Origin of the sequence: Streptomyces sp. NPDC007095, assembly GCF_040634475.1 — a bacterium.
In the GTDB taxonomy this organism is placed as follows: Bacteria; Actinomycetota; Actinomycetes; order Streptomycetales; family Streptomycetaceae; genus Streptomyces.
In genome coordinates this window covers 45,947-60,818 of record NZ_JBEYFS010000045.1, presented here as the reverse complement: position 1 = coordinate 60,818, position 14,872 = coordinate 45,947, and the positions used below count along the sequence as shown (strand labels likewise).

Genomic DNA, 14,872 nt, shown 5'->3' with positions numbered 1-14,872 from the left:
CGAGGAGCGGTTGCGGATCGCCCGTGAACTGCATGACGTCCTCGCCCACAGCATCTCCGTGATCAACGTCCAGGCGGGCGTCGGCCTCGCGCTTCCGGCCGAGTTCCTTGCGCGTGACGCGGCGCAGCCTGCGCCGCTGCGAGGGATCCAGCGTCAGGTACGCGGCCGCCGGAACGCCCACCACGATCAGGAAGGCGGCCCACCAGGGCAACCAGATCAGCAGGATGAGGCCGACCGCCACACCTCCTGCGGCGATCTTCGCGTTCTTCGACATGTGTCGCCTCCTTCGCGGCTGCTGCCGCTCTCTGTCCTCAAAACGGGTGCACGCCTCTCACGGTTCCAGTGCGCGACCCTGAGACATCCCTGAGGCGCTCCCCTGACTCACCCCTGAGACCCTCCGCGCTCACTCACCCCCTGAGACCCTCCGCGCTCACTCACCCCCTGAGACCTTCCGCGGCTGCTCGGCCCTGAGGGGTTCGCCGACCTCGTGCATGTGACGCAGGGCCTGCCGGTAGGAGTCGACGAGCCCGGTTTCCGCGTAGGGGATACCCAATTCCCGACAGTGTGCGCGCACCAGCGGCTGGGCGAGCCGCAGGTGGGGTCGAGGCATGCTGGGGAACAAGTGGTGCTCGATCTGGTAGTTGAGGCCACCGAGGAACCAGTCGGTCAGGGCGGCGCCACGGACATTGCGGGAGGTGAGCACCTGGCGGCGCAGATGGTCCCAGCGCTCTCCGTCCGGGTCGGGCATCTCCATGCCCTTGTGGTTGGGCGCGAAGGCCATGCCCAGGTGCAGGCCGAACAGCGCCTGGTGCAGCGCGGCGAAGGCCAGGGCCTTGCCGAGGGACATGGAGGTGAGCAGCAAGGTCGCGTACGCCACGACGTGGGTCACCAGCAGCAGTGCCTCCACCACCCGCTCGCGCGGCGGCTGCCTGCGCAGGTCCTGGAATCCGTGGACCTTCAGGGCGACGCCTTCCAGGAGAGTGAGCGGGAAGAAGAGCCAGGCCTGGTTGCGGGTGAGCCAGCGCCGGAAGCCGACCCTGGCCTCGGCCTGCTCACCGGTGAAGACCAGGACGTCGGCGACGACGTCGGGATCCTTGTCGATGTGGTTCGGGTTGGCGTGGTGGCGGTTGTGCTTGTGGTTCCACCAGGAATAGCTCAGTCCGAGGAGCAGGTTGCCGTGGACCAGGCCGATCGCACGGCCGATCCCCTTGTTGCCGGTGATCTGCGTGTGGCCCGCGTCGTGGCCTATGAAGGCCGTGCGGGCCGAGAACACGGCGAGCAGCGGTGCGAGGACGAGCACCCACCAGGAGTTGCCGATCAGGGCGACACCCGTCACGACCGCGGCCAGCGCCAGCGCGTTCACGGTGATCGCGCGTGCGTACCAGTCATGGCGCCGGTCCAGGAGACCCCGAGCCCTGACGGTGCGAAGAAGCGGCGCGAAATCGCTCCCGGGACTCTGCCCGACGCCGCCCCCTGGAGGGCCTTCCACTACGGCTGTGGCGGTCTGGGGCATGACGGGTCTCCGGTTTCTCAGGTAAGGGGCTGACCTGATGAAACGTACGATTCAGTGACCCTCGGCGACCATGACGCCACCACCCGTGTCCGCACTGAGGCTTGCCCCGTCCATCGAGGGGGGTTAAGTACACCCCCGCCCCGGGGAGAGCCACCTCACGGTCCGGGCATTCCCGACGGGTGCACGCAGTGCTGTAGCCTCGGCGGCTCCGAGCACTAGTCAAATTTGAGGAATGCGTCATCGCTGTGCAGAGAATTCCTGCGGCAACGCCCGCCGAGATCTCCGAACTGGCCCAATGCTGTGCCGTGTTCATGCCCGCCGATCCGTCCCGTACCGGAAGCGTCGCTTTCTGGCGGCCCGACGGTGACCTCCCACCAGTGGTGGCCTCCGGCGCCTTCGGCGACCTGACCGTCGCAGTGCCCGGAGACGACGGTGTCGGGCTCGTGACCGTGCCCGCCGTCCTGCTCCCGGTGCGCGCCGCGCTGCCGGTCCTCACGCGCGCGCGTGCCGCCGCGCACGCACACCGGGCGACCACGTTCTGGGGCGCGGCCGCCGTACTCGCCCTCCAACTCGCCGCCCGGGGGCTGCTGCTGCCGGGGCTGACGGCGAGCGACCACGACGCGTGGCGTGCCGGTCCGCTGCGGGCCGACGACCTGGAGCGCGTACGCGAACTCGCCGCGGCGATGCCGCCCGAAGCGCACGCCGTACCGGTGGACGGCCGTGAGCCGGTACGGCTGCCCGAACCGGAGCGGCTGCTGCGAGCCTTCCTCGACGCGGTCGCCGACGCGCTGCCCCGCTCCCCCGCCGCGTCGCCGGCCGCGGGAGGTACGGCCTTCGCGGCGCCGGATCCGCAGCATGTGCCGGAGCAGCGCGCCTGGGCCGCCGACGTGGCCGCGGGGCACGACGCGGGCGTGCGCGTCTCGCTGCGCGTCGAGGTCCCTGGGTTGGCGTCGGTCGGGGCGGACGAGACGCGGCTCCCGTTCCGCGGGGTGCTGCAGGTGCACAGCGTGAACGACCCGGGTCTTGTCGCGGACGCCTCCGCCGTCTGGGCCGGATCGGCGGCCTTCGGCCCGCGCGCGCGGATGGACGTCCTGCTCGCCCTGCGGCGGGCGGCCCGCGCCTGGCCCCCGCTCACGCCGTTGCTCTCGGCGACGGTGCCGGACGCCGTCGAACTCGCCGACGAGGAGGTCACCGAACTCCTCGGTGAGGGCGCCCGCATGCTGGCGTCCGCAGGTGTCGACGTGCACTGGCCCAAGGAGCTGGCGCGCAAGCTGACCGCGCGCGCCGTCATCGGCCCGCCGGACGACGAGCGGAGTCCGGACAAGGTCGCGTCGGCCGCGCCCTCCTTCCTGTCCGCGGACGCGCTGCTGGCCTTCAACTGGTGGTTCACGCTGGGCGATCAGCAACTCACACGACAGGAGCTGGACCACCTCGCCGAGGCGAACCGCCCCATGGTGCGGCTGCGCGACCAGTGGGTCCTCGTCGACCCGCAGGAGGTGCGCCGTGCCCGGGCGCAACAGGACCGCAAGGTCACGCCCGTCGAAGCGCTGAGCGCCGCTCTGACGGGCTCCACGGAGGTCGACGGCCGCAGGGTCGACGTACGGCCCACGGGATGGCTGGCGACGCTTCGGGAGCGGCTCTCGGACCCGGAGGGGCAGGAGCCGGTCGGGCAGCCCGCCGCGCTCACCGCGACGCTGCGGGACTACCAGGTGCGGGGCCTCAACTGGCTCGCCCGGATGACCTCCTTGGGACTGGGCGGCTGTCTGGCCGACGACATGGGCCTGGGCAAGACGATCACGCTGATCGCCCTGCATCTGCACCGGCAGACCGACACGTCGGCGGCGGGCCCCACCCTCGTGGTCTGCCCGGCCTCCTTGATGGGCAACTGGCAGCGCGAGATCGAGAAGTTCGCGCCCGGCACGCCGGTTCGCCGATTCCACGGCTCACGGCGCAGTCTGGAAAGCCTGACGGACGGGGAGTTCGTGCTCACCACGTACGGCACGATGCGGCTCGACGCGCCGCGACTGACCGAGGTCCCGTGGGGCATGGTCGTCGCGGACGAGGCGCAGCACGTGAAGAACCCCTACTCTGCGACGGCGCGGGCACTGCGCACCGTCGGCGCACGCGCGCGTGTGGCGCTCACCGGCACGCCGGTGGAGAACAATCTCTCGGAGCTGTGGGCGATCCTCGACTGGACGACACCGGGCCTGCTCGGGAGTCTCGGCTCCTTCCGGACGCGTTATGCGCAGGCCGTCGAAGGCGCTCAGGATCCCGCGGCGGCCGAGCGGCTCACCCAGTTGGTCCGGCCGTTCCTGCTGCGGCGGCGCAAGTCGGACCCCGGTATCGCGCCCGAGCTGCCGCCGAAGACCGAGACCGACCGTGCCGTCTCGCTCACCAAGGAGCAGGCGGGGCTGTACGAGGCGGTGGTGCGTGAGACCCTCGCAGAGATCTCGGGCGCGGACAGCATGGCGCGGCGCGGTCTGATCGTGAAGCTGCTCACCGGCCTGAAGCAGATCTGCAACCACCCGGCACAGTTCCTCAAGGAGGACCGGCCGAAGATCCCGGGCAGGTCCGGGAAGCTGGAGCTGCTGGACGAACTGCTCGACACCATCCTCTCCGAGGGAGCGAGCGTTCTGGTCTTCACGCAGTACGTGCGGATGGCGCGCCTCATCGAGCGCCATCTCGCGGTGCGCGGCGTCGCGACGCAGTTCCTGCACGGCGGGACGCCCGTCCAAGCGCGCGAGGCGATGGTGGAACGCTTCCAGGAGGGCGAAATCCCTGTCTTCTTGTTGTCGTTGAAGGCCGCGGGCACGGGCCTGAACCTGACCCGGGCCGAGCACGTCGTGCACTACGACCGCTGGTGGAACCCTGCCGTGGAGGCGCAGGCCACGGACCGCGCGTACCGCATCGGCCAGACCCGGCCCGTGCAGGTGCACCGACTGATCGCCGAGGGGACCATCGAGGACCGCATCGCCGAGATGCTGCGGCGCAAGCAGCAGTTGGCCGACGCGGTCCTCGGCGCCGGAGAGGCGGCGCTCACGGAGCTGACGGACGCCGAACTGGCCGACCTGGTGGAGCTGCGAGGGGACGCACGATGACGGATCGGAACGAGGAGCGTACGTTCGCGGCGCTGCCGCCCGCACTGGGGCGGGGCTTCGCTGAGACGTGGTGGGGCCGGGCCTGGCTGAAGGCTCTGGAGGACGCGGCGCTGGACTCGGAGCAGGTGAAGACGGGCCGCAGACTCGCGCGCGCGAATGCGGTGGGAGCCGTGTCGGTGCGGCCGGGGCGCATCACCGCCGTCGTTCGGGACCGGGACGGCACCGCACACCGCTCGGACGTGCTGCTTCAGGAACTGTCCGAGGAGCAGTGGGACCGTTTCCTGGACATGGCCGTCGAACGGGCCGGGCATGTCGCGGCGTTGCTCGACCGCGAGATGCCCCCATATCTGGTCGAGGATGCGGCGGCCTCGGGAGTCGAACTGCTGCCGGGGTTGGGTGACTTGGAGGCCGAGTGCGACTGCGGGGCCTGGGACCACTGTGGGCACACCGCGGCGCTCTGCTATCAGATGGCGCGGCTGCTCGACCAGGATCCGTTCGCCCTGCTGCTGATGCGCGGCCGCGCCGAACGCAGATTGCTGGACGAGCTTCAGTCGCGCGGCAGCGCGACCGCGAAGGATCGGGCGGACGCCCCGGAACCCGCCCAGCAGGGCGTGGACGCCGGCGAGGCGTACGCGGCCGGGGGCATCCTGCCGTCCCTGCCCGCTCCTCCGGATCTGCCCGAGGTGCCCGGTCGGCCGCCCTCCCTGGACACCGAGACCGCGCCCGCACCCGGCGTCGACCCGCCCGCCCTGGAGTTCCTCGCTGCCGCGACCGCGGCCGAGGCGCACCGGCTGCTCGCCGAAGCGCTCAGGCCGACTCACGGGCAGGAAGCACCGGCGGCGGAGTTGACGGTCGAGCAGGACGCGGTTCGGCTTGCTGCGTCCGGCACCGAGGGTGCGATCGTCGAGCGGCTGGCCGGCGGATCGGGGCGCGACCGGCAGGAACTGGCGCTCGCCGTACGTGCCTGGCACCACGGGGGTGTGGTCGCGCTGGCCGTGCTGGAGGACGAGTGGGCCGTGGAGGCGGAGGCACTCGCACGCGCGCGTGCCTCCCTGGAGGCGGCCTGGGACGAGGACGAGCGGCCGCGACTGCGTGCCACCCGCAACCGTTGGACCGCCGTCGGCACACCTGCCCAGCTGCGCCTGGGGCGAGACGGTCGATGGTGGCCGTACCGCAAGGAGCGGGGTCGTTGGACGCCCGCGGGGCAGGCGACAGCGGATCCGGCCACCGCCTTCGCGATGGCGCAGGGAGCCCCTGGCGGCGACCCGATGAGTGGTTGACGCCCCACGTTCACCTCGAAGTCGTACGACGTTCGGTGCAGCGGCCAACTCTGGCCGCTGTCAACGAACTTGTGCCTCAGGAGGCCCGATGTCCCCGCACGCCGTCGGCCGGCGCCACGTCCACCGAACCGTCGCCGCGGGTGTACCGCTCGCGATGCTGGCTGCCCTCGTGGCGGTCGGCACCGCGAGCGCTCAGGGCTACCCGTCGCAGCCGAGGGTCACACGCACCGCGAACCTCGGCGACATCCCCCTGGGCACGTTCAGCAACGCGCTGTTGCCCGGCACGGTGGGAGACGACCGGGGCGTGGACCTCGGTGGGATCGGCAGCGACATCTACCCGGCCGGGCGTCGGGGCGAGTTCTGGACGGTCACCGACCGCGGTCCCAATGGGCAGATCAAGGTGGCCGGCAAGAAGCGCCGCACGTTCCCGGTGCCCGGCTTCGACCCGGCGATCGTGAAGATCAGGGTGTCCGGTGACGCCGTGAAGGTGCTGGACGCGCTCCCGATCACCACATCCTCCGGGAAGCCCGTCACCGGGCTGTCCAACCAGGCGGGGCGCGACGAGGCGCCGTACTCCTATGACGCGCAGACCCCCCTCACGTACAACCCGAACGGCGTTGACACCGAAGGCATCGTCCGCTTCGCGGACGGCAGTTTCTGGCTCGTCGACGAGTACGGTCCCTCGTTGATCCATGTCTCCGCGCGCGGGAAGGTCCTCACGCGCTATGTGCCCAAGGGGCTGAACCTGACCGGCACCGACTATCCGGTGGTCGAGGCGCTGCCCGCCGTCCTGCTGCACCGGAAGATCAATCGCGGCTTCGAAGGGCTCGCGCAGCTGCCCGGCGGCGACCTGGTGATGGCCGTGCAGAGCCCGCTCTCCCTGCCGGACAGCGACGCGGGGGACGTCTCGCGCACGACACGGCTGCTGCGCTTCTCCCCGAAGAAGCGGGCCGTCACCGCCGAGTACGCCTACCGCTTCGACCCGGTGAACGTGGTCGACCCCAGCGAGGACGACACGTCGGAGCTGAAGATCTCCTCCGTGGTGGCTGTCGGTCGCGATCGGCTGCTGGTGGAGGAACGCACGGACAAGGCGGCGCGGTTGCAGGTGGTGGAGCTCACGCGTGGCGCGAACATCCTCGGTGGTCCCTGGGGCAGCGACACGACGTCCCCGTCGCTGGAACAGCTCGCCGATCCGGCCGCCTCCGGCGTCCCGGTGCTCGCCAAGCGTCTGGTCGTGGACCTGGGGACGGTCGCGGGGGTACCCGGGAAGATCGAGGGCATCGCGCGCGTGGACCACGACACACTCGCGCTGATCAACGACAACGACTTCGGGATGACCGACGGGGCGGGCGCGTTCGACGCGCAGGGCCGGCTGGTGGACAGCGGTATCGAGACGACGGTCACGTACGTACGGCTGCCGCACGGGATCTGACCTCGCCACCCTTTTCGTCGGGCACGCGTGCGTGAGTCGCGAAACGGCGTCCACGCGCGCGTGCACGTCACCTAAGTGGCTTACGGCAGCGCGCCGTTCCCTAGGTCGGGAGGAGCGACTGCAGGTCGCTCGGCAGGATGCTGCGCAGATCGCTCGGCAGCTCCGAGGGCAAGGACGAAGGCAGGGCCGAGGGCAGCGACGAAGGCAGCTCGCTGGGCAGTTCGGACGGAATGCTCAGCGACGGGGAAGACGATCCCTGAGTGCCGCCGCTCTCGGTGGGCCCCTTCTTGTCGGGCGTGTTGCTGCCGCCGCGGACCATCAGCACCACGGCGACGACAGCGACGACGGCCACGAGCGCGGCGAGCGCGAGGAACAGCGGAGTACGGCGCCGCCCGCCACCAGGGCCTCCCGGACCGCCGGGAAATCCAGCGGGAGGTTCGGGCCCATCACCCCCCGGAGGGGGACCGTAGCCCTCGAAAGGGGGACCTTGGCCTCCCGAAGGAGGCCCGTAGCCTCCGGGCGGCGGGCCGAAGCCACCGTTTCCCGAAGGGGGCGTGTCTCCCGGCGGCCGGGGAGGCTGGGGCGGTAAGGGCGGGGTGGCCATACCGTCAAGACTCGCCTCGGACCGGTCATGGGGCGACCCCTGTGCCGAAGTTGATACGGACTCATGCCGTGGATCGCATGATTCCGGAGCATTCCCCGCCTGGTCCACGCAGCGAGATGTGAGGCCTGGCCCGCCAGGAGACGGGCCAGGCCTCACCGGGGCACGATCAGCCCCGCGCGCCCAGCAGGTGGTCCATGGCGAGCTGGTCCAGCTGCTCGAAGGCCATCCCGCGCGCGGCGGCCGCCTCCACGTCGAACTCCTCGAAGGCCACACGGTCCGCGAGCAGCCCTGCCAGGCCGTCCGCCGCGGTGGGCTGCGCCAGCTCGTCGAGGCGCGACGCGCGCAGCGCCTCCTGGACCTCGGGGTCGGCACGGAAGGCTGCCGTGCGCTCCCGCAGGATCAGGTAGTTGCGCATGCAGCCCGCTGCCGACGCCCACACCCCGTCGAAGTCCTCGGTCCGCGGGGGCTTGAAGTCGAAGTGCTTCGGCCCCGCGTACCCGGCGCTCTCCAGGAGGTCGACCAGCCAGAACGCCGAGCGCAGGTCACCGGCACCGAAGCGCAGGTCCTGGTCGTACTTGATGCCGGACTGGCCGTTGAGGTCGATGTGGAAGAGCTTGCCCGCCCACAGGGCCTGCGCGATGCCGTGCGGGAAGTTCAGCCCGGCCATCTGCTCGTGGCCCACCTCGGGATTGACGCCGTACAGCTCCGGGCGCTCCAGACGCTCGATGAAGGCGAGCGCGTGGCCGACGGTCGGGAGCAGGATGTCGCCGCGCGGCTCGTTCGGCTTCGGCTCGATCGCGAACTTCAGGTCGTAGCCCTGGGAGGTCACGTACTCGCCGAGGAGGTCGAAGGCCTCCTTCATCCGGTCGAGGGCGACGCGCACGTCCTTGGCGGCGCCGGACTCGGCGCCCTCACGGCCGCCCCAGGCGACATACGTCTGCGCGCCGAGTTCGACCGCGAGGTCGATGTTGCGGATCGTCTTGCGCAGCGCGTAGCGACGCACGCCCCTGTCGTTCGCGGTGAACGCGCCGTCCTTGAAAACGGGGTGCGTGAACAGGTTGGTGGTGGCCATCGGCACCCGCATGCCGGTCGCGTCCAGGGCCTGGCGGAAGCGCTTGATGTGCGACTCGCGCTCGCTGTCCGAGGATCCGAAGGGAATCAGGTCGTCGTCGTGGAAGGTCACACCGTAGGCGCCGAGCTCGGCCAGGCGCTGTACCGACTCGACCGGGTCCAGGGCGCGCCGGGTGGCATCGCCGAACGGGTCCCTTCCCTGCCAGCCGACGGTCCACAGGCCGAAGGTGAACCTGTCCTCGGGGGTGGGCTGGTAGTTCATGCCGCGGCTCCTTGCTAGCTCCGACTATTTCGTCATGGCGATTAACAAATTAGTATGCGGAGGCATCTCTGGGAAGAGACGAAGTGTGAAACCTGGGCCACACCGGTCCACAAGCCCCACCACCAGGACAGATCCCGCGGAGCCGCGGAAGAGGGAGAGCCCGATGTCAGCAGCCGAGGGTCCGCTCGTCGTCGGGGTGGACACATCCACCCAGTCCACCAAGGCCCTGGTCGTCGACGCGTCGACCGGACAGGTGGTGGCGAGTGGGCAGGCGCCGCACACCGTCTCCACCGGGGCGGGCCGCGAGAGCGACCCGCGGCAGTGGTGGGACGCGCTCCGCGAGGCGCTGCACCAGTGCGGCGAGGCGGCTCACGAGGCCGCCGCGGTGTCGATCGGCGGCCAGCAGCACGGGCTCGTCACCCTCGACGCCCAGGGCGATCCCGTACGCCCGGCCATGCTGTGGAACGACGTGCGCTCGGCGCCGCAGGCCCGTCGGCTGGTCGAGGAACTGGGCGGCCCGAAGGCCTGGGCCGAGCGCACCGGCAGCGTGCCCGGCCCCTCTTTCACGGTCACGAAGTGGGCCTGGCTGGCCGAGAACGAGCCCGACGCCGTCCGCGCGACCACGGCCGTACGACTGCCCCACGACTACCTCACGGAACGCCTCACGGGAGAGGGCACGACCGACCGCGGCGATGCCTCCGGTACCGGCTGGTGGGCGTCCGGTACGGAGAGGTACGACGAGGAAGTCCTCGCGCACGTCGGACTCGACCCGGCGCTCCTCCCCCGCATCGCCCGGCCCGGCGAGGTGGCCGGAACGGTGCACGCCCGCGATGAGCTGCCCTTCTCCAAGGGCACGCTGGTCGCCGCCGGCACCGGCGACAACGCCGCCGCCGCGCTCGGCCTCGGACTGCGCCCCGGCACCGCCGTACTGAGCCTCGGCACCTCCGGCACGGTGTACGCCGTCTCGACACGGCGCCCCGCCGACCCGACCGGCACCGTCGCGGGCTTCGCCGACGCACGCGGCGACTGGCTTCCGCTGGCCTGCACCTTGAACTGCACGCTCGCCGTCGATCGTGTCGCAGCGCTGCTGGGCCTCGACCGCGAGGCCGTCGAACCGGGCGTCGGCGTGACGCTGCTCCCCTACCTGGACGGCGAGCGCACCCCGAACCTGCCCCATGCCTCGGGGCTGCTGCACGGCCTCAGGCACGACACGACTGGCGGGCAGTTGCTGCAGGCGGCGTACGACGGAGCGGTCCACTCGCTCCTCGGCGCCCTCGACCTGGTGCTCGACCCGGACGCGGACCGCTCCGCGCCGCTGCTGCTCATCGGCGGAGGCGCCCGGGGAACGGCCTGGCAGCAGACCGTACGCCGGCTGTCGGGACGTCCGGTTCAGGTGCCCGAGGCCAAGGAACTGGTCGCGCTGGGTGCCGCCGCGCAGGCCGCGGGCCTGCTGACCGGCGAGGACCCGGCCGCGGTGGCCCGCCGCTGGGGAACGGCCCACGGGCCGGTGCTCGACGCCGTGGACCGGGACGAGGAGACGCTCGCCAGGATCGCCGGGGTACTCTCCGACGCGGCCCCGCTTCTGGAACGGGAACCGAACAAGGACTGAGCGAGCACGGACGAGGACAGCCCCGAGAGGGACCGGCCGGACGAGGACTGACGGAGGCATGACCGCACCACTGCACGAGGCCCACCCGACCGGTTCCGGCCGTCGACTGCCCGACACCCAACAGGGCATGCGCCGCCGCAACCTCTCTCGTGTCATGCACACCGTGAGCGCGGAGGGGCCGCTGTCGCGTGCCGCCGTCGCCTCGCGCATCGGTCTGACGCGGGCGGCGGTCTCGACGCTGGTGGACGAACTGATCCGCTCGGGGCTCCTCGAAGAGCTGGGCCCCGAGCGGCCCGGACGGGTGGGGCGACCGGGCTCGGCACTCGCCGTCAGCGGGCACGGCCCCGCCGGGATAGGCGCGGAGGTCGGCGTCGACCATCTGGCGGTGTGCGCCGTTGATCTGCGCGGTGACATACGGGCGCGGGCGGTGCGGCACGGCACGAACCGCGGCCGGCCGCCCGAGCCGGTGCTCAAGGAGCTGACCGCGCTGGTGCGGCAGGTCGTCGCCGAGGCCGAACGGGAGGGACTGTGGCCCGCGGGCCTCGCGGTCGCGGTGCCCGGTCTGGTGGCCCGCGACGCCCGGACCGTGGTTAGTGCCCCCAACCTCGACTGGCACGACACGGATCTGGGCGTGCTGCTGCCCGGGAACCTCCCGCTGACCGTGGACAACGAGGCCAACTTCGGCGGTCTGGCGGAACTCTGGCTCGGCGATGCCACCCCACGCGACTTCCTGCATGTGTCCGCGGAGATCGGCATCGGTGCGGCCGTGGTCGTGGACGGACGGTTGCTGCGTGGAACCCGCGGTTTCGCGGGCGAGCTGGGGCATGTACCGGTGTGGCCGGACGGGACTCGTTGCCCGTGCGGCGGACGGGGCTGCCTCGAGCAGTACGCGGGTGAGGAGGCCGTGCTGCGCGCGGCCGGTCTGGAGCCGCGTGAGGACCGTGTCGGGCTGCTGGCCGAGCGTGCCGCCCAGGGCGATCCGGAGGTACGGCGTGCCCTGCGCGACGCCGGAACCGCGTTCGGTATCGCGCTCACGGGCGCGGTCAACCTCCTCGATCCGGAGACGGTCGTGCTGGGTGGAGCGCTGTCCGGTCTCGCACCGTGGCTGCTGCCTTCGCTGGAGGAGGAATTGTCGCGGCGCACGGCGGGCCCCGCCTGTGCCGTGTCCGTGTCACCGCTGGGACCCGAGGGGCCCCTGCTGGGGGCCGCCCACTCGGTGGTGCGGGCGGTGCTCGACGATCCGGCGGGTTTCGCGGAGCGGGCGTAGCGCGGTCATCGCGGTCGGCGGCACGGTACTCAGGGTCCCTTTGCCCCTCACGGGTGACCGAGTTGTCCACAGTCCCGGAGTTGTCCACCGACGAACGCTGTGCCCTCCCGCCCAACCGGCAAGCGCCGTACCGTAATTCACGCGAGGCGCAGCCGTCGGGCCGATGGCCGGCTGTCCGGGCGAATCGGGGGATCGGAGGGTTCAGATGTCGGGGGAGACGGTTCCAGGACTGCGGCGCGAGGCTGTCGGGCTGCGGGAGGTCCTGTTCCAGAGCATCACGGCCATGGCGCCGGCCGCGGCGGTCGCCGCGTCCATTCCGTCGGGCGCGGCCTTCGCGGGCGGCAGTCTGCCCCTTTCCGTACTGATAGCCCTCGTCGCCTGCCTCTTCACCGCGTCCTGCGTGGCCGAGCTGGCACGACAGTTGCCCACCGCGGGCTCGGTGGCCACGTACGCGGCCCAGGGGCTGCACCCGGCTGTGGGGTTTCTCGTCGGCTGGGGCTATGTGTTCGTCGAGGCGCTGGTGCCACCGCTGCTGCTCCTGCAACTCGGGTTCACCACGGCGGGCACACTGCACCAGGAGTGGTCCTCCTACCCGGACGACCTGTGGTGGCCGTGGTCGCTCGCGGGCGCTGCGATCATCGCGGTCGCCGGATACTTCGGAGTGCGCGCCTCGGCTCGCTTCGGCACCGTCCTCGGCGTCTTCGAGGTGCTGGTCTTCCTTGTCTTCGCGGTATGGCTGATCGCCAAGGCCGGAGGGGACAACACGCTGTCGGTGTTCGGGACCTCTCACACGGCCAAGGGATACGAAGGCGTCAGCGGCGTGTTCGCGGGATCGGTCTACACGGTGCTGGCCTTCGCCGGATTCGAGGCGGCGGCACCGCTCGCCGAGGAGACGAAGGATCCCCGCCGGACCATGCACCGCGCGGTCCTCGGCGCGGCACTGGGGATCGGTCTCTTCTACGTTCTCACCACGTACGCCATGTCGGTGCACTTCGGCCCCGACCGCTTCGGGGGCTTCGGAGCCTCCGGCGCGGCGTCCTGGGAAGGCGTGGCCCGCGCTTCCTTCGGACTGTTCTGGGTGCTGGTGTTCCTCGCGGTGGTCAACTCCACGATCGCCAACGCCAACGCCTGCGCGACGGTCTCCACCCGCACGGCCTTCGCCCTGGCCCGGATCAAGGTGTTCCCACGGCTCTTCGCACACCTGCATCCGAGGCACCGCTCCCCCGTCGCCGGCGTCGCCGCGCAGTGCGCCGTGGCGGTCGCGGCTGTGCTGGGCCTCGGTCTGTACTACAACCCCGTCACGGCGTTCCTGCTGCTCGCGACGGTGATCGTCACGGTCGTCATCGGCGTGTACATCGTGGTGAACCTCGCCTGTGCGGGCTATTTCCTGCGCCGCAGACGCGGGTTGTTCAAACCGGTGCGGCATCTGCTCTTCCCTCTGCTGGGCATCGTCGCCTTCGTCCCCGCGCTGCTGACGGCCGCTGGCCTGCCCGTCTTCGACTTCGTTTCCGAACTCACCACGCCCGTTTCGTACGCGGGACCGGTTGTCGGAGTCTGGATGGCGGCCGGAGTCGTGGTATTGATCGTCCTGTCGCGCCGCCACCCCGGGCGCATAGCCGAGACCGCCCGGGTCCACCTCGACGAGACCTCGTCCCCCGAGCCCCCCGACCTTCGGCAGAGCGGAGCCGTGCAGCCATGAGTGACCCCCGCATCCTGACCGTGCGCCCCGAACCGGGAGAGTACGCCTGGACGTTCGGCGGCGCGCCGCCCGTGGCACGCATCGCGCCGGGCACCGTCCTCGATCTGTACACGGAGGACTGCTTCGCCGGGCGGGTGCGCTCGGAGAAGGACCTGGTGTCCGAGGTGTGCGAGTTCCCGTTCCTCAATCCGCAGACCGGTCCCTTCCACGTGGAGGGCGCGGAGCCGGGCGACACCGTGGCGGTGCACTTCGTGTCGATCGAGCCTGCCCGCGACTGGGCGGCCTCGACGACGGTCCCGCTGTTCGGCGCGCTCACCTCCACACACACCACGGCCACGCTGCAGCCTCCGCTGCCGGAGACCGTGTGGATCTGGCAGCTCGACCGGGAGCGGCGCACCGCCCTGTTCAGCGCCCGGGACAGCGACATCCGGATCGAGTTGCCCATGGACCCGATGCACGGCACTGTCGGAGTGGCGCCCGCGAACCTCGAAGTGCGCTCCGCACTGGTGCCCGACGCGCACGGCGGGAACATGGACACTCCGGAGATGCGGGCCGGCGTCACCTGCTTCCTCGGGGTGAACGTCGAGGGCGCCCTGTTGAGCCTCGGTGACGGGCATGCGCGGCAGGGCGAGGGCGAGACGTGCGGTGTGGCCGTCGAGTGCGCGATGAACACGGTGGTGATCGTGGAGTTGCTCAAGGCAGTCGCCACCCCTTGGCCGCGTATCGAGTCCGACACGCACATCATCTCGACCGGCTCGGCACGCCCACTGGAGGACGCGTTCCGCATATCGCAGCTCGACCTGGTGCAGTGGCTGGTGCGCGACTACGGGTTCAGCGAGCTGGACGCCTACCAGTTCGCGACCCAGGCGGTCGAATCGCCGCTCGCCAACGTCTGCGACACCAACTACACGTGCGTCGCCAAGATCCGCAAGGAGTGGCTGCCCGCGCGCGAGACACACCGCGGCCTGCACGCGCGACTGCGTGACACCGCCGCGGTGCTGCGCCGCTGAGAGCGGCTGCCCCTCGTCCCCCAACAC

10 protein-coding genes and 2 pseudogenes are annotated in these 14,872 nt (G+C 71.2%); 8 read left to right on the top strand and 4 right to left on the bottom strand.

The window, feature by feature from the left end; genetic code table 11:
- Positions 1–94 (top strand): annotated as a pseudogene (locus ABZ656_RS17695) (histidine kinase dimerization/phosphoacceptor domain-containing protein); the annotation flags it as partial.
- On the opposite strand, the pseudogene ABZ656_RS17690 reads toward ABZ656_RS17695, so the two are convergent.
- Positions 95–274 (bottom strand): annotated as a pseudogene (locus tag ABZ656_RS17690) (hypothetical protein); the annotation flags it as partial.
- Positions 275–430: 156 nt separating this feature from the next.
- A complete protein-coding gene (locus ABZ656_RS17685) occupies positions 431–1,513 on the bottom strand; it encodes an acyl-CoA desaturase (protein WP_360268952.1) in 1,083 nt (360 codons plus the stop codon).
- A gap of 245 nt (positions 1,514–1,758) precedes the next feature.
- On the opposite strand from ABZ656_RS17685, the gene ABZ656_RS17680 reads away from it, so the two are divergent.
- The 3 genes from ABZ656_RS17680 to ABZ656_RS17670 all read left to right on the top strand — a co-directional run bounded on the left by ABZ656_RS17680 (position 1,759) and on the right by ABZ656_RS17670 (position 7,323).
- Positions 1,759–4,611: a DEAD/DEAH box helicase gene (locus ABZ656_RS17680; RefSeq protein WP_360268949.1), complete on the top strand. Its 2,853-nt coding sequence runs from the start codon at positions 1,759–1,761 to the stop codon at positions 4,609–4,611.
- The gene (locus ABZ656_RS17675; RefSeq protein WP_360268946.1) at positions 4,608–5,891 is read left to right on the top strand and encodes an SWF or SNF family helicase; all 1,284 of its coding nucleotides are present in this window, start codon (positions 4,608–4,610) and stop codon (positions 5,889–5,891) included. Before ABZ656_RS17680 ends, ABZ656_RS17675 begins: the two co-directional genes overlap by 4 nt.
- A gap of 88 nt (positions 5,892–5,979) precedes the next feature.
- Entirely contained in the window at positions 5,980–7,323 is a 1,344-nt protein-coding gene (locus ABZ656_RS17670) for an esterase-like activity of phytase family protein (RefSeq protein WP_360268943.1), read from the top strand.
- Between the two features lie 100 nt (positions 7,324–7,423).
- Here the strand turns inward: ABZ656_RS17670 and ABZ656_RS17665 are convergent, their stop codons facing one another.
- Both ABZ656_RS17665 and xylA read right to left on the bottom strand, forming a co-directional pair.
- Complete coding sequence (locus tag ABZ656_RS17665; RefSeq protein WP_360268940.1) at positions 7,424–7,675, bottom strand: hypothetical protein; 252 nt, start codon at positions 7,673–7,675, stop codon at positions 7,424–7,426.
- Positions 7,676–8,093: 418 nt separating this feature from the next.
- On the bottom strand, positions 8,094–9,260 hold the full coding sequence (xylA, locus tag ABZ656_RS17660; protein WP_360268937.1) for a xylose isomerase: 1,167 nt from the start codon (positions 9,258–9,260) through the stop codon (positions 8,094–8,096).
- A gap of 163 nt (positions 9,261–9,423) precedes the next feature.
- Between xylA and xylB the strand changes: the two genes are divergently transcribed.
- From xylB to ABZ656_RS17640, 4 genes are all read left to right on the top strand, one after another.
- Positions 9,424–10,869, top strand: a complete 1,446-nt coding sequence (xylB, locus tag ABZ656_RS17655; protein ID WP_360268934.1) for a xylulokinase — start codon at positions 9,424–9,426, stop codon at positions 10,867–10,869.
- 58 nt (positions 10,870–10,927) lie between these two features.
- Positions 10,928–12,136, top strand: a complete 1,209-nt coding sequence (locus tag ABZ656_RS17650; RefSeq protein WP_101407678.1) for an ROK family transcriptional regulator — start codon at positions 10,928–10,930, stop codon at positions 12,134–12,136.
- Positions 12,137–12,341: 205 nt separating this feature from the next.
- A complete protein-coding gene (locus tag ABZ656_RS17645; protein WP_360268931.1) occupies positions 12,342–13,835 on the top strand; it encodes an APC family permease in 1,494 nt (497 codons plus the stop codon).
- A complete protein-coding gene (locus tag ABZ656_RS17640; protein ID WP_101407680.1) occupies positions 13,832–14,845 on the top strand; it encodes an acetamidase/formamidase family protein in 1,014 nt (337 codons plus the stop codon). The genes ABZ656_RS17645 and ABZ656_RS17640 overlap by 4 nt, the downstream gene beginning before the upstream one ends.
- The last annotated feature ends 27 nt before the right edge of the window (positions 14,846–14,872 follow it).